Annotated in this window: 20 protein-coding genes; 14 read left to right on the forward strand and 6 right to left on the reverse strand. The window is 39.4% G+C overall.

All coding sequences use genetic code 11. The features are described 5' to 3' along the window. Window positions 1-15 precede the first annotated feature (15 nt). Window positions 16-162 (reverse strand): hypothetical protein, encoded by a 147-nt coding sequence (locus tag IEV91_RS13115; protein ID WP_188497868.1) that lies wholly within the window; start codon window positions 160-162, stop codon window positions 16-18. 429 nt (window positions 163-591) lie between these two features. Between IEV91_RS13115 and rbsK the strand changes: the two genes are divergently transcribed. After that, window positions 592-1,470, forward strand: a complete 879-nt coding sequence (gene rbsK / locus IEV91_RS13120) for a ribokinase (protein WP_188497896.1) — start codon at window positions 592-594, stop codon at window positions 1,468-1,470. Window positions 1,471-1,842: 372 nt separating this feature from the next. Here the strand turns inward: rbsK and IEV91_RS13125 are convergent, their stop codons facing one another. The 5 genes from IEV91_RS13125 to IEV91_RS13145 all read right to left on the reverse strand — a co-directional run bounded on the left by IEV91_RS13125 (window position 1,843) and on the right by IEV91_RS13145 (window position 9,742). Continuing rightward, window positions 1,843-3,198, reverse strand: coding sequence for a GntT/GntP/DsdX family permease (locus IEV91_RS13125; protein ID WP_188497869.1), 1,356 nt, complete (start codon window positions 3,196-3,198; stop codon window positions 1,843-1,845). A gap of 81 nt (window positions 3,199-3,279) precedes the next feature. Next, complete coding sequence (gene gnd, locus IEV91_RS13130) at window positions 3,280-4,182, reverse strand: phosphogluconate dehydrogenase (NAD(+)-dependent, decarboxylating) (protein WP_188497870.1); 903 nt, start codon at window positions 4,180-4,182, stop codon at window positions 3,280-3,282. Window positions 4,183-4,216: 34 nt separating this feature from the next. After that, window positions 4,217-5,755, reverse strand: a complete 1,539-nt coding sequence (locus tag IEV91_RS13135; protein WP_188497871.1) for a gluconokinase — start codon at window positions 5,753-5,755, stop codon at window positions 4,217-4,219. A 996-nt stretch (window positions 5,756-6,751) separates the two neighbouring features. Then, on the reverse strand, window positions 6,752-7,603 hold the full coding sequence (locus IEV91_RS13140; RefSeq protein WP_188497872.1) for a MurR/RpiR family transcriptional regulator: 852 nt from the start codon (window positions 7,601-7,603) through the stop codon (window positions 6,752-6,754). A 603-nt stretch (window positions 7,604-8,206) separates the two neighbouring features. Beyond that, complete coding sequence (locus IEV91_RS13145; protein ID WP_188497873.1) at window positions 8,207-9,742, reverse strand: alpha/beta fold hydrolase; 1,536 nt, start codon at window positions 9,740-9,742, stop codon at window positions 8,207-8,209. A 446-nt stretch (window positions 9,743-10,188) separates the two neighbouring features. On the opposite strand from IEV91_RS13145, the gene IEV91_RS13150 reads away from it, so the two are divergent. The 13 genes from IEV91_RS13150 (at window position 10,189) to fcl (ending at window position 23,405) form a co-directional block, all read left to right on the forward strand. After that, entirely contained in the window at window positions 10,189-10,455 is a 267-nt protein-coding gene (locus tag IEV91_RS13150; protein WP_188497874.1) for a polysaccharide deacetylase family protein, read from the forward strand. A gap of 172 nt (window positions 10,456-10,627) precedes the next feature. Next, the gene (locus tag IEV91_RS13155; RefSeq protein ID WP_188497875.1) at window positions 10,628-11,362 is read left to right on the forward strand and encodes a YveK family protein; all 735 of its coding nucleotides are present in this window, start codon (window positions 10,628-10,630) and stop codon (window positions 11,360-11,362) included. Continuing rightward, window positions 11,352-12,053, forward strand: coding sequence for a CpsD/CapB family tyrosine-protein kinase (locus IEV91_RS13160; RefSeq protein WP_188497876.1), 702 nt, complete (start codon window positions 11,352-11,354; stop codon window positions 12,051-12,053). Before IEV91_RS13155 ends, IEV91_RS13160 begins: the two co-directional genes overlap by 11 nt. Window positions 12,054-12,215: 162 nt before the next feature. Further along, entirely contained in the window at window positions 12,216-12,983 is a 768-nt protein-coding gene (locus tag IEV91_RS13165; RefSeq protein WP_188497877.1) for a tyrosine-protein phosphatase, read from the forward strand. Window positions 12,984-13,344: 361 nt separating this feature from the next. Then, window positions 13,345-14,685, forward strand: a complete 1,341-nt coding sequence (locus tag IEV91_RS13170; RefSeq protein WP_188497878.1) for a UDP-glucose dehydrogenase family protein — start codon at window positions 13,345-13,347, stop codon at window positions 14,683-14,685. Continuing rightward, window positions 14,682-15,563, forward strand: a complete 882-nt coding sequence (gene galU / locus IEV91_RS13175; protein WP_188497879.1) for a UTP--glucose-1-phosphate uridylyltransferase GalU — start codon at window positions 14,682-14,684, stop codon at window positions 15,561-15,563. The genes IEV91_RS13170 and galU overlap by 4 nt, the downstream gene beginning before the upstream one ends. Window positions 15,564-15,576: 13 nt before the next feature. Beyond that, window positions 15,577-16,272, forward strand: coding sequence for a sugar transferase (locus IEV91_RS13180; RefSeq protein WP_188497880.1), 696 nt, complete (start codon window positions 15,577-15,579; stop codon window positions 16,270-16,272). 193 nt (window positions 16,273-16,465) lie between these two features. After that, complete coding sequence (locus IEV91_RS13185; protein ID WP_188497881.1) at window positions 16,466-17,596, forward strand: glycosyltransferase family 4 protein; 1,131 nt, start codon at window positions 16,466-16,468, stop codon at window positions 17,594-17,596. Then, a complete protein-coding gene (locus IEV91_RS13190; protein WP_188497882.1) occupies window positions 17,586-18,674 on the forward strand; it encodes a polysaccharide pyruvyl transferase family protein in 1,089 nt (362 codons plus the stop codon). Before IEV91_RS13185 ends, IEV91_RS13190 begins: the two co-directional genes overlap by 11 nt. A 144-nt stretch (window positions 18,675-18,818) precedes the next feature. Then, a complete protein-coding gene (locus IEV91_RS13195) occupies window positions 18,819-20,153 on the forward strand; it encodes an O-antigen polymerase (protein WP_268236399.1) in 1,335 nt (444 codons plus the stop codon). A gap of 38 nt (window positions 20,154-20,191) precedes the next feature. Then, entirely contained in the window at window positions 20,192-21,127 is a 936-nt protein-coding gene (locus tag IEV91_RS13200; protein WP_188497884.1) for a glycosyltransferase family 2 protein, read from the forward strand. A 22-nt stretch (window positions 21,128-21,149) separates the two neighbouring features. Further along, window positions 21,150-22,406: a flippase gene (locus IEV91_RS13205; protein ID WP_188497885.1), complete on the forward strand. Its 1,257-nt coding sequence runs from the start codon at window positions 21,150-21,152 to the stop codon at window positions 22,404-22,406. Between the two features lie 51 nt (window positions 22,407-22,457). After that, window positions 22,458-23,405 carry a GDP-L-fucose synthase gene (gene fcl / locus IEV91_RS13210; protein WP_188497886.1) on the forward strand — a complete coding sequence of 316 codons (948 nt, stop codon included), beginning with the start codon at window positions 22,458-22,460 and terminating at the stop codon, window positions 23,403-23,405. The last annotated feature ends 12 nt before the right edge of the window (window positions 23,406-23,417 follow it).

Consider the following 23,417-nt stretch of genomic DNA (forward strand, 5'->3'; position numbering starts at 1 on the left):
GGTGCTCAGGAATTTTTACTGCTCGGCTTTATGACTGTTTGTGGATGTACCTACTTGTTTTTGATTTTCCACCATCCATCGAATAAAGTTTAATTCTTTGGGGGTGAGCTCACGATTAATGCCCTTCAAAAACTCAATTTCTAATTCTCTTTCGGTAACCACTTTTTCAGTCCCTTCGTAATTATTTAAAAAATGGGAACACTTTTCAGTCGTAGTATAACATATTAACAGAATTGGTAAAAGGCAAATTTACAATAATATAATTTTTATTTTCAAAAAATATATATTTTGCCATGTGATGTCAATTTTTGGTGTTAGAGAGCGAAATTTAGGGAAAGAAAAAATAGACTTAAGCTAAACTTCAAGATTTAATAAAACTCAAAAAGGGAAAATTTATCGTTTTCCGACAGAAGACTCCCACTTCAAGCCACTCGTAAGCGTGCTAAGTGGTGGGTAGTTCAAAAAGGTGAAGAGGGCTTCACATCCTAACGATGGCCCATGAAATCCTGAGTAAGAGTTGCAGAATTGAAAGCTTAAGGATAAAATGTGTTTCTATAAGTGATGCGAAAAGGATGCCAAAGGAGGACTTTTATCGTGGCGCCTAAAATAACAGTAATCGGCAGTATTAATATGGATTTAGTGACGGAGGTTGAGCGCCCACCGAAACAAGGTGAAACTGTTCGAGGACTCAATTTTTACCTTCACCCTGGCGGAAAGGGAGCCAATCAAGCGGTAGCAGCTGCGAAAATTGGGGCCGATGTTGCCATGGTGGGTTGTGTCGGTGATGACCTCTTTGGAGAACAATTGATGGATAACCTCAAGACCAAAGGGATTCACATAGATAAAGTTCGAACATTAAAGGGTAAAAGCTCAGGAGTCGCTCAAATTACAGTGCATAAGGGCAATAACAGTATTGTTGTGGTTCCAGGAGCGAATCGCGAACTTTCAGTTGACCACATTCAAGAGGCTGAGGCTCTGATTAAGGAAAGCGATGTCGTCTTACTTCAGCTGGAAATTCCGATAGAGACTGTCGTGCGGGCCGCAGCGCTTGCCCATCAACATAATGTTAAGGTGATACTCAATCCGGCGCCCTTTCAGCGTCTTCCCGAAGCATTAGTCGAAACGGTAGATTATATCACACCTAATGAATTAGAATACGATAATCTCATGAAAGATGCCCGGACCAAAGAACTAGCAAGAAAATTGATCGTGACCAAAGGAAAAAGGGGTGCCCAATACTTTGATGGTGAAAAATTAGCCACTGTTCCCACCTATAATGTCGAGGTTGCTGATACAACTGGTGCAGGCGATGCCTTCAACGGCGCCTTAGCCTACAGTCTCGCCATCGGTGAACCCCTTGAATCTGCCATTCACTTTGCCAACGCCGTCGGAGCCCTTTCCGTCAAAGCCCACGGCGCCCAAAACGGCATACCAACATTAGAAGAAGTCAACCGCTTCCTCAGAAGATAAAAAACAGAAGAACATAAAAGCGCGACGCGTTCAATAAAGGAGCGAGCGCTTTTTTTGTGAATTGGCGCGTTCTTATGTGTGGGTGCAGCGCCTATTTGTCAGTTTCGGCTTTGATTCGAGCACCATTTTGAGTGGTAGCCAGCTTTTGTTCATCATCCCTTCTTACGTCGCGCTTCATCATCCTTTTGTGAATCAGAGTGCTTCATTTGGAAGTGTGCAGGCTCATTTGTAGCTTGAACCGCTTGCGCCTTGCCCACCTTGTATACTCTAATCCTTATCCAACTATTGTCCTATGATTCCATAGCTCTACATCACGTTAGGCATGAAAAAAGCGGGAACCACAAAGGGTTCCCGCCTAAAGCACATAATGTATTATACAAATACGCTGACGATTAAAACGCAGATGAAGGCCGTCACGGAAAGTAAGGTTTCGAGCACAGTCCAGGTTTTAAACGTTTCTTTGACGGTAAGACCAAGGTATTCTTTGATCAACCAGAAGCCAGCGTCATTGACGTGGGAGAAGATCAGAGACCCAGCACCTGTTGCGATCACGAGGAGCTCTTTGTTCACGCCAGTGGTATGCTCGATAATCGGTGCGACGATGCCGGCAGCGGTAATCAAGGAGACTGTAGCTGAACCGGTAGCAATACGGACAAGGGCAGCAATGATGAAGGCCAATACGATCGGAGACATGTTGAAATGTCCAGAAATATTAGCAATTGCATCACCGACACCACTATCAATAAGAATTTGCTTAAAGCCACCACCAGAACCGATGATTAAGAGAATAGCTGCAATGGGTTTCAAGCAATCATCAATGAGAGCACCCACTCTTCCTTTGTTCACTTTTTTCGTATAGCCGAGCGTGAAGAAAGCAACGACAACAGAAATCAGTAAGGCCATCATCGGGTCACCAATAAACTCGATGACATGTTCAACGCTTTTATTGAAGTGTAGGTAAGGCACAATGGTTGCAATTAAAATTAAAATAATCGGGAGTAGGACAGTAAAGAATGAAGCAAACGCACTGGGTAATGGCCCAGCTTCCTTATCGTTTTCACCGTTAGGACCCGAGAAAACGGCTCCGCCAAGTTTAGGCTGACCTACTGGAACGACGTGTTTGGCAATCCACTTCCCAAATAACGGTCCAGCAACAATAACTGATGGAATAGCGACAATGAGGGCATAAATCAAAACCTTACCAATATCTGCATGATAAATATCAATGGCTGTCATCGCACCTGGATGGGGAGGGACGATCCCGTGTACAATCGATAAACCAGCAATCAATGGCAGTCCAACGAAAAGAATCGATTTTTTCGTATTCCGAGACACTGAAATTACAAGTGGAATTAATAAGACGACACCGACTTCAAAGAACACTGGGAGACCAATAATAAATCCTGAAATCATCATGGCCCAGTGAAGACGATTCATTCCTAATTTATGGGTCAGAGTGTTGGCGATCTGTGTCCCGCCACCCGACTGTGTAATCATACCGCCTAATACTGTACCAAGACCGATAATGACGGCGAGACTGGATAACGTGTTTCCAACCCCAGTTTCATAAGAGCTAACGATTTTAGTCACAGGAAGCCCGGCGACAATCCCTAAGAATAAACTGGCAATAAGTAAACTGATAAAAGGGTGCAATTTGAGAACGGTGACCCCAATGATAACGATCACAATTGCAAGTAGGGTCATCAGAATTAAATACCAATCAGACATGAGTTGTTCCTCCTAAGAATGTGAGTCTAGTTGCATGAGATAGCGGGGGAAGAGTGAAATCTCCACCCGCTGAAATAAGTATTATGAATGGCTTTTGACTGTCGCATGACCACCAAATTCATTACGTAAGGCCGCGACGACTTTACCGGTAAAAGTATCATTTTCCTGGGAGCGATAGCGCATCATTAAGGAAAGAGCGATAACAGGCGCAGGAACCTCAAAATCAAGGGCTGATTCGACTGTCCATTTGCCTTCACCAGAGGAATTCATAACGCCGCGAATATCATCAAGGTGGGGATCCTTACTAAAGGCATTCTCCATCAGTTCCATTAACCAGCTACGGATGACAGACCCGTTATTCCACACCTTAGCCACTTTTTCATAGTCATAATCAAACGGGCTCTTTTCAAGAATGTCAAAACCTTCACCGATGGCCGCCATCATGCCATACTCGATACCATTGTGGACCATCTTCAAGAAGTGTCCGCTTCCTGCTTTTCCTGTATAAAGGTAGCCATTTTCTACGGAGATATCAGCAAATAAGGGTTCGATCGCTTTAAATTCCTCGGCATCGCCACCGATCATAAAGCAACCCCCTTCGCGAGAGCCACTTGTCCCTCCACTGGTGCCAACATCAAAGAAGTGAACGCCCAGGTCTGCAAAAGCTTCGTATCGGCTGAGAGAATCTTTATAATTAGAGTTGCCTCCATCAATCACGCGATCACCGGCCGCGAGAAGGGGCTTGAGTTCATTAACGACTAAATCCGTGATCTTCCCTGCGGGTACCATTAACCATACCAAGCGAGGGGCCGGGAGTTTGTCCACTAAATCAGCTAATGACGTTGCACCGACCACACCATGTTCTGTGCTTTTTTTCACTGCATTTTGATTGGTATCATAGGCCACAACGCCGTGACCATGATCCAGCATATTTAATGCTAAATTGAAACCCATTTTACCTAATCCAACTAAACCAATATTCATTGCCTCTTACCTCAAATCTATGATGTATTTTAAATTATTGCTTTTGTCCTAAGTCTCTTTGAACAGCGGAGAGTGCCTTAAAATCAGGCGTGAGCTTTTCTGCTAGATCCATAAAAATCGGCTTAAGCTTGCGATAAACCTGACTCGCCTCGTCATTCGGTGTATGACGATGGCCGATAGCTACAATCTCTTCCACTGTTGAAAAATCGTTTAAAATCCCTAGTGCTTTCATGGCGAGCAAGGCCGCACCGAAGCTGGAGCCTTGTGGTGTTTCAGGCACATGAATGCCTCTTTCGAAAATATCGGCCATGATTTGCCGCCAAAGCAATGATTTTGTAAAGCCACCGGTCACTCGGAAGGCTTGCGGGTCAACTCCCGTTTCTTTTAATGCTGCCACAACCGCATGCATCTGGAACATGACGCCCTCCATCACCGCCCGAATCATATGGCGACGATCATGATTTAAAGTGAGTCCAAAAAACACACCTTTCGTATCCGCATTCCATAATGGGGCACGCTCACCAGTGAGATACGGCAGGAAAAGCAGCCCTTCTGAACCAGGGTCAATCTCCGACGCCAGTTGAGTCAAATACTCATAAGGGTCCTCACTACCCGCTTTGAGGTCAGGAAAAATGTGATCCCGAGCCCAACGGAAGGCAACACCACCATTATTAATAGGGCCACCAATAACCCACTGATCTTCCGTGAGCGCATAACAGAAAAGTCGACCTTTAGGATCCGTTGTTGGTGCATTAACCACCGTGCGAACAGCGCCACTCGTTCCAATCGAACAAGCAACAGTTCCCGGTGCAATAGCGCCCACACCTAGGTTGGCGAGCACACCGTCACTTGCTCCAACGACAAACGGGAGATCCGCAGGCAGTCCTAACTGTTCGGCATCGGCCTTGTTCAAGCCTTGAATGACTTGAGTAGTTGGTACTGGCTCAGGCAATTTCTCCTTAGGTACACCCGTTAGGGCCAAAGCCTCGGCATCCCAGTCACACGTGTGAAGATTAAATAATCCTGTAGCCGACGCGATCGAATAATCGACCACATACGTTCCAAACAAACGGAAAAAGGCATACTCTTTAATGCCAACCCATTTCGCAGCCTTTTGATAAGTTTCTTGGTCCTCATCTTTAAACCAAAGTAATTTGACGAGAGGGGACATCGGATGAATCGGTGTCCCTGTTCGCTGATAGATGCCTTGGCCCACAGCCGTTGCCTTCAATTGTTCAGCATGAAGACTGGCACGCTGATCAGCCCAAGTCATCGAGCGTGTGAGCGGTGTTCCCTCACGGTCAAGTGCAATTAAACTGTGCATCGCACTACTAAAAGAAACCGCAGCAATTCGCGCACGCGCCTCACCCATACTCGCGACAACATCTGAGAGGGTTTTCATTATCGCTTGAAAAATCTCCTCTGGATCTTGCTCGGCACGTGAGGCTACCTCAGAATAGAGCGGATATTCTTGAGCAGACTCTGCATATATATGTCCGGTCGGATCGAACGCCGCCGATTTTGTACTCGTTGTTCCAATATCCACAGCCACAACAATATCCTTTTGATTCACAACCCAAACCCCCTAAGCTACATAAACTACCCTTGACTTAACCCCACCAAAATAAACACAAAAAAATTCAACCATCGATAGATCACAAAGGATGCGACTAAGTCTATATAAAATTTCATCCTACCTTTAAAATAACCGATTAACCTCAGTCTCAAAAGCCCATGATGAAAAATGTAAAAAACAATGAAAATAAGCGAAATTCTATTTCGCGTAGAGTCGAAATGACTCGGATCTGAACGGTGTCCAAACACCATCATTGAAATAAGAACGCCCCCAAATAAAACAAGGACAAGAAGAATAAGTAAATGAAAATAAAATAAAATTGAAAATGTAAGCGAAAATAATTTTCTTTTCTCATCAAATATTATCGAAAATATTTTCATCTGTCCATAGAAACCGCTTTAAAAAAATTAGACAAATCCACAGAACCCAATCACGGTGCGGGTTTAACAACGCAAAATTCCTTCAAAAAAATTTAAAAACAATCAATTGTAACCGGATAATTCGATGCGCATTTAACAAGAGTGCTGATTGATGAAAGGGTGGCCGGCTCGCACATAAAAGGGTACGGACTCACAAAAGCTGGCCGGTGCTCATAAAAGCCAGCACTCAAAAAATGCGCCCGAAACACGATTGAAACTAACTAAAAGGATGGCGCGCTCGCACGTAAAGAAGTGCCTATCACAAAGCTCATCCTCCACACCTAAAGACACCAAGCTCATCCTCCATCCCTAACAAAAAAGCACTCGACCCCTGACTAATAGGGGGTGAGCGCTTCGATTTTATGTTTATCAGCACGGCACTTGGTCATTAAATAGCCATCCAGCATTTACTTATACGGTCCTCCAAATTCTCATTGGTAGCAGTCTGCTGTCATTTTGCTTTTATCTCCGATCACTCGATTATTGTACCAACGGGTAGTGCTACACACTACACGGACTGCTTGACCAGGGCACTGGGCCGCTTCCGGCAGTCCCAACCCGTGTGCCAATTAACTTACACGCGCTTGAGTGCGATGGCTTCGCGAATGCGTTCGAGACCATCTAAGGTTTCATCCTTGCGCTTCATGGCAACGCCGACATACAAGACATCGATGACGGCGAGCTGAATGAGGCGGGAGGTGAGGGCTTCGGAGCGATAGAGCGTTTCGGTTGATTTCGTATGCAGGGCGAGATCGGCCACCTTTGTAATAGGTGAGCGAGCATTTTGCGTCAGCGCGATGGTATAGGCTCCTTGCTGTTTAGCAAGGTCAAGCGCTTGCAAAATATCCTTATTGCTCCCGCTGTGGGAGATCCCGAAGGCAACAGATTGCGGTCCCAACATGACTGCAGAGGAAATTTGCATATGGCTGTCTTGGAAAGCCTGGCATTGGAGGCCTGTCCGAATAAATTTATGGACAGCGTCTTGAGCAATGGTTGCTGAGCCACCAGAACCGTAGAACTGCACTCGATCAGCCTGTGCGAGTCGGGTCATCGCTGTTTCTAGAATATAATCGTCATAGAGGAAAAGTGTATCTTGCAGCCCTTGGATATGGGCATGGAACACTTTCGTCATGAGCGTCGAGGCCGAATCTTCTTCATCAATTTCTTGATAGATATTTTCAATGGGTTTGACGACATCGCGAGCTAAGGCAATTTTAAAGCCCTGATAGCCACCGAACCCGATGCGCTTACATAACCGGAAAATGGTAGCCTCAGCTACACCGACCTGCTCCGCCAGCTCCGTAATCGATTGGTGCACGACCTTATCTGGATGTTCGAGTATATAAAGTGCAACGAGCTTTTCCTTTTTGGAAAGCTGAGAAACGATGGCTTCCAGTCGGATGATAGTGCCTTCATGCTGTTCCATCGCGATCCCCCTTACAAGTTTTCGTTACCTCTATCATATAAGACGACTGTATGAAAGCGCAACCCATTGTCATGAACTTACATTTAGGGAATCAAAAAAATCAGTCACATAAAAAACGACATTTGGAAGCTGACTTTTTTCAACCCAAATCCACGCGATACGATTCCAATCGACATTTATAGATCAAACCCCACTCGAATTCCCTTGAATATCTATTTTTCTATTTTAAAAGCCGAAACCTTCCATAGCTTCCCGCCAAAAAAGCAAAAAAAATACCTAAATGCACAAAGGCATTTAGGCCATTACATAGTGAATCATTGTGTAAGAAATAGAGGATTGAACAACGATTCATAAACTTGTCGGTTCCTTTAGCAACGATCATTCAATGACCATGCGAAAATCATCGAATGACTCTTGATGTTAAAGGAGAAGTCACATATATAAAGTATTACATTGTGAGATGAGTTCACTATAGCATCTACTGCGTTACAGAATCGTTACAATTTCATTGCAGAATAAAACATAAAATCTACCTCATCGGTGATAAACAGCACCATGTCAATAGTTTTGAGACATAAAATTTATTAAAATGAAATATTTTAATTACCCGATCGGCGGTGAGAAATGCTTCGCCGGTCGATAACCGCCCTTAATCTCCTCAATTCGATCATCACAATAACCTTCATACGGTTCAACGGTGACGCCCTCGATTAAGAGTAAAATGGCACTCTCGTCATCACCGGCCTCATGGTACGCATCAGAGAGATCGACCATAAAGTGCCCCAATTGATTCTCAATTCGACTTTTCAGCGAGGTGATCCACGGTGCTTCGAACCCGGGCATAAAGGTATCGCGATACTGGCGAATCAGCTGAATGAGTGTTTCCAGCTGGCGCTCGGCGGGCAGGTCCTCGAAATCATCAATCGATTTGAGATAATTGTTTAAATCCGAGTTGACAGGCAAATCAAGGTGGACAAACTGGCGATCAGCGACGAGACCATCGGCCAAATAAGGATCACCATGCGCGATGAGAATGTGTTTAAGATGGTTAATCATCACCCGCAAGTAGCTTTTCGCTTTGTCGACAGGCGTTTCTGGAAGTAAGGCCACGATGATTTCCTCGCGTGTCACGCGATGCTTCAGCATTAGAAAAAGGAAAAGTTCTTTCGCAAACCGTTGATTCCACTTGCCTCTAATTTCCTTCTTGCGCCATTGAATGGAGAAGGTATTGATGACCTTCACATGTAATGTCGCCTCTTCACGTTCAGCCAATTGGCCTTTTTCAAAAATACTATTAATCTTATTCTGCAAATACTCGTGACTCTTAGAAAAATAGAGACGGTCCCGTTCTTGAATAAAGGTAACTAGGCTCTTAGCCACATAGTCGGGCTCATCCATAAAGGCCGCATTCGAGGCATTCGGAATAATCCGTAATCGACTCTTTTCCAAAAAATTAGAATAAACCGCCGTGTAATTCACAGGGAAGACGGGGTCAAGCTCGCCGCCCATGACTAAGGTGGGAAGCTTAATATTTCGCAAGTCAGTCATAAAACTATCTGTACTTCGAAAGGATAGCCCCACACCATCGATATACATGCGTTCATCGACCATGCGGAAGGCCGTCTCTAAAATGTGGCGCTTGGCCGGGGTCATTTGGTGGACAACATTCAATGCCATATGATGCGCAAACTCTGAACGTTTATGAACGAGCAAGTCCAAGCGCTGATCATATTCATATTTATAAAGATCCTCTGGAAAATAGAGTGGGGTTGACATGAGTGTCAGTGACTTCAAGCGTTTCCCCCTGGCGACAGCAGCCTTGATTGCAATAATCCCACCAATGCCGTGACCAAAAAGATGACAAGAAGACACCTCCAAGAAATCAAGCAAGTCAAAGAGCTCCTCATAGAATAATGGCCATGAAATCGAATCATGGGTCATTCCGCTTTGCCCATGGCCACAGAGATCGTATGTAATTAAACGGTAGCGCGTATCCAGACGATCCATCAGTGATTGCCAAATGGCACTGGAATAGCCTAAGCCATGAATAAAGACAATCGTTTCTGGCTGTTCTCCATAGCCTTCTCTTACACTGTAAAAAAGGTCATAGTGTCCTTGGTTGCGTTCAAAGATTGCCATGCTATACCTCCAAAATCTTTAAGAAATCCTTATGTAACAAAGCGAGGGGCTAAAGTCCTTTATTACTGGTAAAAAATACGAAAAATTTGTCGTAAAATATGAGGTTTAAAAAGTAAGAATTTTATGTTCATTTCTAGGCTCAAGTGATATAGTTATAGGGAGTTCCTAAAAGTAAGTACTCACTTTATTGATGGATCAAGGGGTTTTCTTAATGGGAAACTGAAAAGACACACAAAGAGCCTTGTTTCCTCAAATTATTCTACACTATTATTCCCCACATTTCACCAATAGTGTAACGATGGTGTAATGGTTAATATGGTACATTTGGACTACTTGAAATGAGTCAAAAATAAAAAATTGTATAAAAATTGGACTCGCCATATCTGGAGAATAATGTGGAGGTAGGGCTCGACTATTGTCATCTTATCTGAATGGGGGTTGAAGGGATGGAGCAATTCTCTTTCTTTCTAGAATACGATGGAAGAAAGACCATGACTGCAGCAAATCATCCTCCTATCGACCAAATTACTGCCCTGCAAATCAGACAGGCAGTCGATAAATTTTGTCGAAAACGAGGGTATAAAATCTCGAACGTCGAAAGTTTGGATGAGGGTGATTATAGAGCCTTCCTATATAAGAAGGCTCTATTTAAGAAGGATAAGGAATTGATCTTTTACATACGACAGGATTCCCGCCAGAATACTGAAGTATAGTAGAACTACTTAATATATCGACAGCATCTGCTAAAAGGTTTAGTGGTTCTCTTATTTTTCTAATAGTTTGACAGAATCGTCTCTGGTTCTCCAAAATATACCGCGCCTTTTTGTCAAGTGATATGCTATAATAGCGAAAGTTATCAGCTTATGAGTATATGGAGGTACAAGAATGGAAGAGACGATCAGTTTAAGAGAAATATTCCAAACATTGCGCAAGCGTCTTGTTATGATCATTATTATAACTCTCGCAGCGACGGCAGTGAGTGCATTGGTGACTTATTTGTTCATTACACCGAAGTATGAGGCCTCAACGCAGATCCTTGTCAATCAATCGAGTAAGGACAGTCAATCTTTGTATCAAAATAATCAAATCGATACAAATATCAAGTTGATCAATACCTACACTGACATTATTAAGAGTCCAAGTATTCTTGATGAGGTTGTCAATAAATTTAACATTTCTGAAGCAGATATTAAAAATAGCCTCAATGTCAGTAATGGCCAGGACTCTCAAGTGTTCACACTGTCCTTACAAAATACCGATCCAGCGTTAGCGGTAAAAATTGTCAATGACGTCGCCAATGTCTTTAAAAATAAGGTGCAAACCTTGATGGATGTTGACAATGTCTCGATCTTATCCAAGGCGAACTTATCCGATCACCCTTCACCCGTGAGCCCCAATCCAAAGTTAAATATGGCGATTGCTTTTGTTGTGGGACTTATGATATCAGTGGGACTCGCTTTCCTATTCGAATTCTTAGACAACACCATCAAAACGGAAGCAGATATCGAAAAAGCACTCGAATTGCCGGTGCTTGGTGCGGTGGTTTCTATGGAAGAATCGGACGTCCGTTCAGCAAAGAAGGCTTCCCAGAAGGTAAGGAGTGGTTCGATTGAAGCGTAGTAAGAAGAGACAAGCGCTGAATGATCTCAAACAGCGAAGCCTCATTACACACAATAACCCAAAATCACCGATTTCAGAACAATTCCGGACAATTCGGACGAACATCGATTTCTCACTCGCCGATCGTGACATTCGCACCCTTGCCATCACCTCATCAGGACCTGCAGAAGGAAAATCGACAATAACAGCAAATCTTGCCGTGGTCATGGCCCAACAAGGCAAGCGCGTCCTCTTAGTAGATGCCGACCTTCGGAAGCCCACTGTCCACTACACGTTTCGCATGAACAACACCACAGGCTTGACCAATCTTTTAACAAAACAAATGAAGGTTTCAGAAGTCATTCATAAAACCGACGTTGAAAATCTCTATGTACTTCCAAGTGGCCCCATTCCGCCTAATCCGGCTGAATTGCTTGGCTCTCGCAACATGTACGATACTCTGCAAGAGCTCAACACGGTTTTTGACATGGTGATTTTTGATACACCACCTGTACTAGCGGTCACCGACGCCCAAGTGTTAGCCACAATATGTGATGGGACCTTGCTTGTCATCTCCAGCGGATCGACAGAAATCGACGCGGCGAAGGAAGCCAAGGCTTTACTGGAAAAGTCGAAGGCACGACTGCTCGGGGCAGTACTCAATCGCAAGCCAACCAAACGGAATAATTATTACTATTATTACGGGGGATAACAGGGTGCACAAGTCTATGAATCGCCGTTTCATAGACTTGCTCACTGTTACCACCATGACTAAAGTTACATGACCTAAAGACTCATCTTCACTATAATAAAATAATAGTCAAATGCTGCTGAAATGAGTCGAGAATACAGGTGATCGGAAAGGAACTTAAGCATGATCGATTTACATTGTCATATCTTGCCGGGAATTGACGACGGCGCTCAAACGGAATACGATGCATTGGATATGGCCTGTGCCGCTGTGGAAAATGGCATCACGAAAATTGTCGCCACCCCACATCATAAAAATGGCGCCTATGAAAATCCTAAAGCTCAGATTTTGAAATACGTTGAGGTCTTGAATGAACTCTTAGGCAGTCAAGGGATTCCATTAGAAATCCTCCCAGGCCAAGAAGTCCGAATCTATGGAGAAATCGCCCAAGAAATAGACAACGGCGCACTTCTCACGATGAACAACGGTGGACACTATGTGTTTATCGAATTCCCATCCAGTCAAGTTCCACGCTATGCCAAGCAATTATTTTATGATATGCAATTACAGGGAATCACACCGATCATTGTGCATCCCGAACGCAACCATGAAATTCAAAGCAATCCAATGCTTTTATACAATTTTATAAAGAACGGTGCCCTCTCACAAGTCACTGCGGCCAGCCTGCTTGGACGCTTTGGCAAGAAAGCGCACAAGCTCTCAGTTCAGATTATTGAAAACAATCTGACGCATTTCATCGCCACAGACGCCCACAATACAGAGGGAAGAGGCTTTCTCTTACAAGAGGCCTACGCTGACATTACTAAACTATTCGGGACCGATTACACTTTTATGTACCAAGAAAATGCCGAGTTATTACTAGAAGATAAAGTTGTCAATAGAGAGATACCGACACAGATCAAAGAGAAGAAGTTTTTGGGGATATTTTAGGGGAAGTTCAAAAACTTTCGCTTTAAAGTAAGGCTGTTTTCGTAAACATTGTTGTCTTTATAAAAATGGTTGATTTCCTCTCCGGGATGTTCGCTTTCCGAGGGCGCGGCCTCAGCTAACTTGGGAATGAAACTTTTGTTTTCCCAAGTGGATCTTCGGACAGGTGCTGATCCCGTTGGACTCTAGTTTAGGCATCTTGAGTAAGCAGCGCTGAGGAACACACTAAGTTTAAGTGTTCGAATCTCGCACCTTAAGCTCCAATTAACTTTTTATCGAAGGTTTGTCTTATCAAAATCAATGACAAAACAACAATCTTTTAGATAAGAGCCTTAAGAAATTTTTATCAGGGGGATAAAGAATTATGAAAATTGCTGTTATAGGGACGGGGTATGTTGGCCTTGTCACGGGGGTTTGTTTATCTGACATTGGACATACCGTCATATGTATCGATGTGGATCAAGAGAAAGTCAAACGCCTGCAATCAGGTGATCCGATTATCTATGAACCAGGCTTAGAAGATTTGATGAAAAAGAATATAGAAAAAAGTCGCCTTTCTTTTTCAGGAAATCATCAGACAGGTCTAGCAGGGGCAGAGGTTGTCTACATAGCGGTGGGCACACCACAGAATCATGACGGCTCAGCCAATCTTAATTATATAGAAGCAGCAGCAACAGATATTGCTAAAAATATCACACAAGATACCGTAGTTGTCACAAAGAGTACCGTACCGGTCGGAACGAATCAACATATTAAAGAGGTTATCACAGTAAATCTCGTTCACCCCGTAAAGGTTACTGTCGTTTCAAACCCTGAGTTTTTGCGTGAGGGCTCAGCGATTCAAGATACCTTTAGTGGGGATCGGATCGTCATCGGCACCGATGATGAACAGGCCGCCTATATAATAGAAGAAATTAATCAGCCGTTCGGTATTCCTGTCTATAAAACGGACATTGCCAGTGCAGAAATGATTAAGTATGCTTCCAATGCCTTTCTCGCAACAAAGATTAGTTTTATCAATGAGATTGCCAATATTTGCGAGAAAACAGGGGCTAATGTTGACGCTGTCGCTGCAGGGATGGGGTTGGATAATCGTATCGGGCCTAAGTTCTTAAGTGCAGGACTCGGTTACGGTGGGTCGTGTTTTCCGAAAGATACCAATGCCTTAGTTCAATTGGCAGGGAACCACGAACATGATTTCAAACTTCTAAAATCCGTGATTGAAGTCAATAACAATCAGCCCTTACATCTTTTTCAAAAGGCGAAACAACGATTAGGCGACTTTAAAGGAAAGAAAATTGCTGTCCTCGGATTGGCTTTTAAGCCCAATACCGATGATATGCGCGAAGCCCCTTCGACTCTATTAATCCAGCAATTGCTAGAAGAAGGAGCGAACGTCACAGCGTTTGATCCGATCGCGATCGAAAATGCCAGACGTATTCTTGGCGACGGATTAACTTACTCTGAATCTATTGACGAAACACTTCAAGATGCAGAAGCTACCTTCATCGTCACCGACTGGGAAAAGGTTAAGAACATAGACTTAGCTACACTTGAGCAAAGGATGAAATATCCGATCGTATTTGATGGTCGAAACTGTTTCGCACTAGAGGCAGTAAAAACAGCGAATATCGAGTACTATTCGATGGGCCGATCGGACATTGCCAATAGAGAAAAATTAGCAGTAGGGGGAAGTAACAAATGAAAGTCAAAAAAGCGATCATACCAGCGGCGGGATTAGGCACGCGTTTCCTTCCAGCAACCAAAGCCATGCCCAAGGAAATGCTGCCCATTGTTGATAAGCCAACCATCCAATACATTATCGAGGAAGCAGTCGAAGCGGGTATTGAAGACATCATCATCGTGACAGGTAAAGGGAAACGGGCAATTGAAGATCACTTCGACAATGCTTTCGAACTTGAAGATAACTTGATCCGTAAAGGGAAGCTTGAACTATTAGAAAAAGTAAAGGAACCTGCGAAAGTAGATATTCACTATATTCGCCAGAAGGAACCTAAGGGTTTGGGGCATGCGGTTTGGAGTGCAAGGAAGTTTATCGGGAACGAGCCCTTCGCCGTATTGCTAGGTGATGATATCGTCCAAGCAAGTAATCCATGTATTGGACAATTAATGGAGCAATATGAAGAAACAGGTTCATCAGTGATCGGCGTTCAAGAAGTGCCTTACGATCAGACCTCGCGTTATGGGATCATTGATCCTAGTGGGAATGAGGATCGATTATATAAAGTCAATCAATTTGTAGAAAAGCCAAAAGAAAATCCACCATCTAACCTTGCGATTATGGGTCGTTACGTACTCACACCAGAGATTTTTGAGTTCCTAGATAAACAAGAAATAGGGGCAGGTGGAGAAATTCAGCTAACCGACGCTATTCAAAAGGTCAATGAACTTCAAGGAGTTTATGCTTATAACTTTGAGGGTGACCGTTATGATGTGGGTGAAAAATTAGGATTCATTTTAACAACCATTGATTTTGCTTTGAAGAATGAAGAGATCAGTAATAATGTATTAAAGCATCTTGAAGAAATAATATTAACAAATGTCGGAAGAACTTTGGCTTAGGGGGAATGATAATATGCCTCTAAATAAATCACAAGTCGAGATCACCTTTAGTCATGAATATAGCCAAAGTTATGATGAACATGTAAAAAGTCATAAGTTGTTTTTTATATCAAAAAGATTAATTGATATTATTGGAGCGCTATTTACTCTTATCTTTACTTCTCCATTATTCATTTTCATTGTGATCCTCTATAGCAAAGGTGAGCAAAAAGGACCGGTATTCTTCAGACAAAAAAGAGTGGGCAAAAATGGTAAGAGATTTCATATCTATAAGTTTCGATCTATGGTAGTTAATGCGGAAACAAAGTTGAGAGAAAACAAGGTTTTATATAAGAAATACATTGATAATAATTATAAATTAGAACCCGATGAAGATCCGCGAATAACGAAAATAGGTAGATTTTTAAGAAGTACTAGCTTAGATGAACTACCTCAATTAATTAATGTGCTTAAAGGTGATATGAGTTTAATAGGACCAAGACCTGTAGTATTGGAGGAATTGAGGGAATATAAAGGAAAAGAAGAGGCATTCTTATCGGTTAAACCTGGAATTACTGGTTATTGGCAAGTTTGTGGAAGAAGTAATGTTGGATACCCAGAAAGAGTGGATATTGAGTTGTATTATGTTTACAATCAATCATCTACCTTAGATCTAAAAATTTTGTTAAAAACTATTGGGACAGTAATCCTGAAGAAAGGTGCTTATTAGGATTTTGAGTATTAATAATCTTATAAACTTCTACGTTTAATTAAAGACTGATGCTTAATTTTTGGATGGATATTTTAAGGGATTTAGGTAAAATAATGAACTAAAATAAATTTAAATAGAAACTATAATAATTGATGTGTGAAATTATGCTTAATGAAATTCTTAGGGAAGTGCTCATTTGAAGGATAATATAATGATAGTTGGACCATTACCCGAACCTATACAAGGTGAAACCGTTGCAATACAAACATTAGTTGAATCAGAACTATTAAATGATAATTATATACCAACGACAATTAATACAAGTATGGGAAGAAGAAGTGGGCAAGTGGGGAAATGGACTTTTGGAAAAGTTTTGAGGGATTTCAAAGTACGGAAAAAAATCAAAAAAGAATTTAAAAAAAGGAAATATGAAATATTCTATATTTCCTTATCTCAAAGTAGGTTTGGTTTATTAAGAGATTTGAGCTTTATTAATTTTGCTAGTAAAAAGGCAAAAAAGATAGTGACCCATCTTCATGGAAATAACTTGGGTAATATAATATCGAGAATGAGTGGGTTTGAAAAAATTTGGGTTAATACCATTTTTAAGAAGATTGATATTGGAATTGTTTTAGGCAGTCAATTAAGTGGTAATTATTGTGGTCTAGTTAAGGATATCCGTGTTGTTCCAAATGGTATTCAAGATAGATTTCAGGATAAGGACATCCTTAGTAAGGATAAACAAAGATCAAATAATGAAATGAAGATAGTTTATCTTAGTAATTTAATTAAAGAAAAGGGATTTTTTAATTTAATACAGGCGACATTGAATTTGTTAAAAAGTAACTATAGAATAAATCTAAAACTAGCCGGTGCAATATATGATCGAAATGAATATGAAAATTCTATCAAATTGATAAAAGAGAGTGGATATGAAGATAAAATCAAATTTTTGGGTACAGTAAGAGGAAAAGATAAAGATAACTTGTTATTAGAATCAGATTTAATGGTACTACCGAGTAACTATAAAGTGGAGGGGCTACCTCTTTCTATATTAGAAGGTATGTCAGCAGCCTTACCAATTATATCTACTAATAGGGGTTGTATACCCGATTTGATTAAAGGAAATGGAATTCTAATGAAAAATGGTTCGGTTGATAATGTAGAAGAGTCTATTAAACGTATTTATGATGACAATGAGAAAATTCCAGCGATGGAAGCGACTAGTAGAAAGCTATATCTAGAGAAGTATACTCAAGATAAATATATAGAAAATTTAATAGAAGTGTTTTTGAGTAGTAAGAATAAAAGATACAGCCGGGGGAATAAGGGTGAATACTAAGGGTACAGTAGCGTTGGTTTCTGGTTTTTGGGGACAAAATATTGGGAATGCATTTTTTAATATTGGTGGTAAGAAGATTCTTGAAGAGATATTTGGAAATTACAAAATAGAATTTATACAGGACCAACCAGGTTATAGAACTTTTAATGATCAAAGTAAAGGTAATCCTAAGAATGATGTTGGTCTTTTAAAGTACTTAAAAACGGATTTTATAGTATTGCAGGGTCCAATGCTAACAATTAATTTCAGAAAGTTATGGGAGGAAACGTTTAAGGAATTAACTAAAAGAGGTACAAAGATAATTCTCTTAGGTGCGGCAATGTTTAAACATACAGATGAGGAAAAAAAGGCAAACAGAGAGTTCTTGAAATTATATAAACCATTTATTTTAAGTACTAGGGATCCTCAAACGTATGAGGCTTTTAAAGATATATGTGAGTTTACGTATAACGGCCTCGACAGTGCATTCTTTGTTCCAGATGCATATAAACCATTTGAATTAGTCACTGAGAGACCTTATATTACTTTAAATTTTGATAGATGGGCTGAACCTAATATTTTCACTTCTAGAAATAGGGAAGATATTCCTGAGAAAGCAGATAAATCTTTTGAATATAAGGGAATATCTTGGGGACTGAAGCACTCAAGGTTACAAAAGTTTTTTTCTGACTTAGGTAAGTGGCAGGCATACTTCGGTCATGAATTAGATTTTAGAAATCTCCCAACGGAAATTGAAGGATATAAAATAATACGTCCTGAGCATCGATTTAATCCACATATAACAAGAAAGATATATCGGCATAAAAATGCTGTTGCTTCTGATGAACCATTTACCTACTTTACAGTATATGCAAATACTCAGTTAACATTAGCTGACCGTGTACATGCTTGCGTTGCTACTCTAGCATATGGAAAACCAGCAATGTTATTTACTCCTTCTCCAAGATCTAGATTATTTGATAGGTTTGAATGTCTTTCAGAGATTAAAAACAAGCCAGTTCAATTGGATGCAAGAGTATTGGAAAAAGAAAAAGCAGATCAAATAAAATTTTTAAAGGAAGCAATTTCAACAATTTAGAGTTGGCTTTTTCGTTAATTGTGGTTCAATTAAATTTTAAAAATTGAATTTTAGTTAAACACTTTTAAACTAACTCCTAATTTTTATTTTATTTATAAATGAGTCTTATAAAAAGGGGGAAGACCTCTGATTTCGATAATAGGATTGATACCCATTCTAATTTTAGGATTGGTAATAGTTGTAAAACATATGTGTGGAGCGAGATATGAGTTATTTGAACCCTTGTCATTTATAATATTAAACGTTTTTATAGGGGTTACAGGTAGATCAATTTATATTGATTTAACTAGTTCCTATACTCATAGTAAATTACTCAATGGATATTCTAAAAATATATTATACAATGGTCAGTTTTTGATAATAGTTGGGCTAATTGCTTTGTCCTTAGGATATATTTTAGGTCATAGTACAAAAATATTAAATTTGAAATACATTGATAATCTTGAATGGGATAAGAAACGTACTTCTCTCATAAGTTGGTTGATTTCCATAGTAGCCTTTATAGGGATAATATTATTTATTCATGCTATGGGGATATCAATAGACTCTTTTGTTGATATTTCAAAAAAAAGGGCATTATTTGAAGATGGTCACCGTGTAACATTAAGCTACAATGGGTGGCTCGCTTCTTTAGGAAGTTTAGCATTTGCATTAGCACTTATTTTATTTTTATCAATGCGTAAGAGGTTGCTTTCAAAATGGGGTTTTCTTTTGTTTCTTACTGGAATTGTCACCTTAGCTTTTCCAGTTTTAACAAGTGTTCGAGGTCAGTTAGTAAACTTTATGTTAACTATTTTTATAATATGGTATTATTTGGGTTCTAGAAAGTCAAAACAAAAACGGCTGCCAAAGATGAAAGTCGCACTGTCCATTATTATGGTAGTAATCATAATCCTGGTAATGACTGGTATGAGGGCAAGCAAAAATAGTGAAGACGTGACTGATTTTGTTTCTTTATCTTCAATTGCAGAGAATATTTTTGGTAGTGGGAATTTTTTTGGGGTAGCTAAAACTTCAGTTGCTTTAGAAGAGATCCCGAAAAATGTTAATTATTTGTATGGCGAGAGTCTTATTCAGTGGATTGTTTCTCCTATTCCTCGATCACTTTGGCCAGAGAAACCTTTATCATTAGATTTCCGTTTTGGATCAGAGGTTTACGGGCAGGATTTTAGTAATAATAGCGGTGGAGGAAGACCACCTGGATTTATGGTTGAGCTATATTGGAACTTTGGTGTGGTCGGGGTAATAGTTGGAATGTTTTTTTTAGGATTGTTTTTGGCGGTTTTATATCGTTCATTCCATCCATTACTCTTAATGAAAAATAAGACAGCGGTATTATTATATAGCATATTTGTTTTGCCACTTGCAATGTTATTAATTGGTAACGACCTTTCAAGGACAATTGTAACTATCTTAAAAAGCTTAGTTCCGACACTATTAATTTTGTGGCTTATAAGAGAAAAAAATAAACGAGTTTAAATGAACTAAAACTCTTAAAAATCGGAAAAGGGATTGCCATGACTTATAAAACACCATTAATTAGTATTGTAGTTCCTACTTTTAATAGAGGTAGAAATATTAGCATAACAATAAATTCAATTCTTAATCAATCTTATAAACATTTTGAGTTAATTATCGTTGATGACGCATCTACAGACGATACGGAAAGTATAGTAAAGAATATAACGGATAAAAGGATTAAATATATAAAGTTAAAAGAAAATACTAAAGGAACGAAACCTAGAAACATTGGAATTTCCTTAAGTAAAGGAGAGTTTATTACCTTTCTAGATTCTGATGATCAATGGATTCCGTATAAATTGGAGAAACAGTTAAATTTTATATTAGATTCTAATTTGGATTCTAGTAAAATAATGTGTTTCACCGGATTATTAGTCAAGGATGGGGATTCTACACAACTAAGAAAAAATAAGTCATTAAGTTTAAAAGAGGACATAATGGATTATATTTTGGTTGGCAAAAATACAGTACAGACAAGCACATATATGATCTCTTCTTCGTTAGCAAAGGCAACCCTTTTTAATTCCAATTTAAAAAAACATCAAGATTGGGATTTTTGCCTAAGGCTAAGGAATAATAATGCTCAGTTCTTATATTATGATGAGTGTCTAACGGTTTGGAACGTTGGAGATAGGGATGACAGGATTAGTAATAGTTATAAGAACAGCCATGTTTCTGAGAATTGGTTAAGAGACAACGAGGAGAAGCTTTCAGAAAAGGCGAAGTGGGCTTTTGTTGTTTTAATAATTGTAGATAATCTAATTTATAAAAATAAAAAAATAAGGGCTGCTTATCTTAGTTTCAATGGTTTCTTTAAAGGAAGTATAAGTTTTAGGATACTGTTAAAAACATTAATAAAAATTTTATTACCTATGAAATTAAAGGTTAAATTTAAATCTCTCTTAAAAATGCCTAGGTCAATTAAGGGTTAATTATATAGAAGAAGGAAATCTCATGAGTAAATTTTTTAGCAAACAGAATAAGTTGTTAAGCAATATAATTTCATTAATTATATTGCAAGGGAGTAATTATATTTTCCCACTAATCACCTTCCCTTTTTTAGTAAGATCACTCGGTGTTGAGAATTATGGAATACTAGTATTTTGCGTTGCTATCATGCAATTCTTAAATGTATTTGTTGATTTTGGATTTAACATTTCAGGAACAAGGGAAATTTCTATTAATAAAATTCATCATAATAAAGTTAATGAAACTTATAATGTGATTTTAACAGTAAAAATTATTATTTCTGTGATTGTTGGGCTAATCTATTTTCTAGTTGTTGAAGTCTTTCCCCTTTTTGATGGGAATAAGATAACTTATCTTATTGGTTATCTTATTATATTTGGTAACACATTATTTCCTTTGTGGTTATATCAAGGTTTGGAGAAGATGAAGTATATCACCTATATAAATATAGTGGCAAAAGCTATCGTAACCATATTAATCTTTGTGTTCATTAATGGTGAAAATGATCTTAACCTTGCAGTTTTTTTTCAAACTCTTTATTTTGTAATACCTGGTGTTTTCTCTATCTTTTTTGTAAAAAAAAATCTAAACATAAAATTTGAATTTATTATAGATGTTAATAGATTAATATCAGAGTTAAAAAAAGGAAAGTACATTTTTATGACCAACTTGTGGATTAACTTTTATAATCAAGGACCAATTGTTATTTTAGGATTTATTTCTGGGAATACATCCACTGGAAGGTACGGAATTGGTCAAAAAATTCAAAGTGCATTTTTTGGATTATCACAACCTATAACACAAGCTGTTTATCCCTATTTATGTGATCTATATGAGAATAGAAAGGAGAAATTTAATAAATTCAGGAAAAAATTATTAGTTTTTGGATTAATTTTTTCAATAACTATTTCAGTCATGTTGTGCTTTTTTTCTCCTTTTTTGGTTAAAGTTGTTTATGGTTCATCTAGTCCGCAAATCACTTCATTAATAAGATTTTTCTCGGTAATAGTCTTTTTAGGTGTAATGAATACTATAATGGCTAGAATTGCGTATGCAATGAATCGATCGAAAGGCTTGAACAAAATTTATTTAATAGCTGCTATTCTTTTTATGATTAGTTCAGGACCTCTTACACTTTGGCTACATGAGTTTGGAATGGCATTGGTTGTTATTATTTCTGAAGTAATAATTTTTATCTTGAATTTAAGACATATACTAAAAATCAATGAGGATAATATCTGAGTTAGTAAAAATAATTGAGTTGACACTCTAAAGGAAGGTGAATATTGGGATATGAAAAGAATTTCAAAAATATTTGTTGCAGGTCATAGAGGTTTAGTTGGTTCAGCGATTTATAGGAACCTTGAAAAGAAGGGGTACAACAATATTGTTACCAGAACTTCAAGTGAACTTGATTTAAGAGATTATAACGCTGTTTTGGATTTCTTCGAACAAGAAAATATCGAATACGTCTTTTTAGCAGCAGCTAAAGTGGGCGGGATTGTCGCCAATAATGAATATCCTGCTGACTTTATTAGAGATAATTTGATGATACAAACCAATATGATTGATGCTTCCTATAAATATGATGTGAAAAAATTACTGTTCTTAGGAAGCACATGTATTTATCCAAAACTCGCACCACAACCCATGAAGGAAGAATACTTGTTAACGGGTGAACTTGAACCAACCAATGAGCCTTACGCTATTGCAAAAATTGCGGGCATTAAGATGTGTGAATCCTATAACAGGCAATATGGAACGAAATATATCTCTGTTATGCCAACCAATCTTTATGGACCAAGAGATAATTTTGATTTAAAAACCTCTCATGTGTTACCTGCACTGATTCGTAAGTTTCATGAAGCGAAAGAAAACAATGCACCGTTTGTTGAAGTATGGGGTACGGGGAAACCCAAAAGGGAATTCTTGTATTCCGATGATCTAGCAGATGCTTGTGTTTACCTTATGGATCACTATGAAGGTAACGAAATAGTGAATATCGGTGTCGGAAAAGACATTGAGATTGGTGAGTTAGCACGGAAAGTTAAGACTGTCGTTGGTTACAAAGGTGACATTAAATTTGATTCTTCGAAACCAGATGGAACACCTCGTAAATTAGTCGATGTGGCAAAACTTGAATCATTAGGCTGGACAGCTTCCACTTCATTAGAAGAAGGGCTTAAAGAGGCATATCACTGGTTCTTAGACAACGAAGTAGAGAAACTCAAAACGGTGTAAGCGGAGGATTAT

Origin of the sequence: Pullulanibacillus pueri (assembly GCF_014639255.1) — a bacterium.
GTDB classification, from domain to species: Bacteria; Bacillota; Bacilli; order Bacillales; family Sporolactobacillaceae; genus Pullulanibacillus; species Pullulanibacillus pueri.

Excerpts from the sequence above, each read along its gene's own strand:
- IEV91_RS13125 (WP_188497869.1), bottom strand. The coding sequence starts at position 3,198 with ATGTCTGATTGGTATTTAATTCTGATGACCCTACTTGCAATTGTGATC.
- gnd (WP_188497870.1), bottom strand. The coding sequence starts at position 4,182 with ATGAATATTGGTTTAGTTGGATTAGGTAAAATGGGTTTCAATTTAGCA.
- IEV91_RS13140 (WP_188497872.1), bottom strand. The coding sequence starts at position 7,603 with ATGGAACAGCATGAAGGCACTATCATCCGACTGGAAGCCATCGTTTCT.
- IEV91_RS13145 (WP_188497873.1), bottom strand. The coding sequence starts at position 9,742 with ATGGCAATCTTTGAACGCAACCAAGGACACTATGACCTTTTTTACAGT.
- IEV91_RS13150 (WP_188497874.1), top strand. The coding sequence starts at position 10,189 with ATGGAGCAATTCTCTTTCTTTCTAGAATACGATGGAAGAAAGACCATG.
- IEV91_RS13155 (WP_188497875.1), top strand. The coding sequence starts at position 10,628 with ATGGAAGAGACGATCAGTTTAAGAGAAATATTCCAAACATTGCGCAAG.
- IEV91_RS13165 (WP_188497877.1), top strand. The coding sequence starts at position 12,216 with ATGATCGATTTACATTGTCATATCTTGCCGGGAATTGACGACGGCGCT.
- IEV91_RS13170 (WP_188497878.1), top strand. The coding sequence starts at position 13,345 with ATGAAAATTGCTGTTATAGGGACGGGGTATGTTGGCCTTGTCACGGGG.
- galU (WP_188497879.1), top strand. The coding sequence starts at position 14,682 with ATGAAAGTCAAAAAAGCGATCATACCAGCGGCGGGATTAGGCACGCGT.
- IEV91_RS13180 (WP_188497880.1), top strand. The coding sequence starts at position 15,577 with ATGCCTCTAAATAAATCACAAGTCGAGATCACCTTTAGTCATGAATAT.
- IEV91_RS13185 (WP_188497881.1), top strand. The coding sequence starts at position 16,466 with ATGATAGTTGGACCATTACCCGAACCTATACAAGGTGAAACCGTTGCA.
- IEV91_RS13200 (WP_188497884.1), top strand. The coding sequence starts at position 20,192 with ATGACTTATAAAACACCATTAATTAGTATTGTAGTTCCTACTTTTAAT.
- IEV91_RS13205 (WP_188497885.1), top strand. The coding sequence starts at position 21,150 with ATGAGTAAATTTTTTAGCAAACAGAATAAGTTGTTAAGCAATATAATT.
- fcl (WP_188497886.1), top strand. The coding sequence starts at position 22,458 with ATGAAAAGAATTTCAAAAATATTTGTTGCAGGTCATAGAGGTTTAGTT.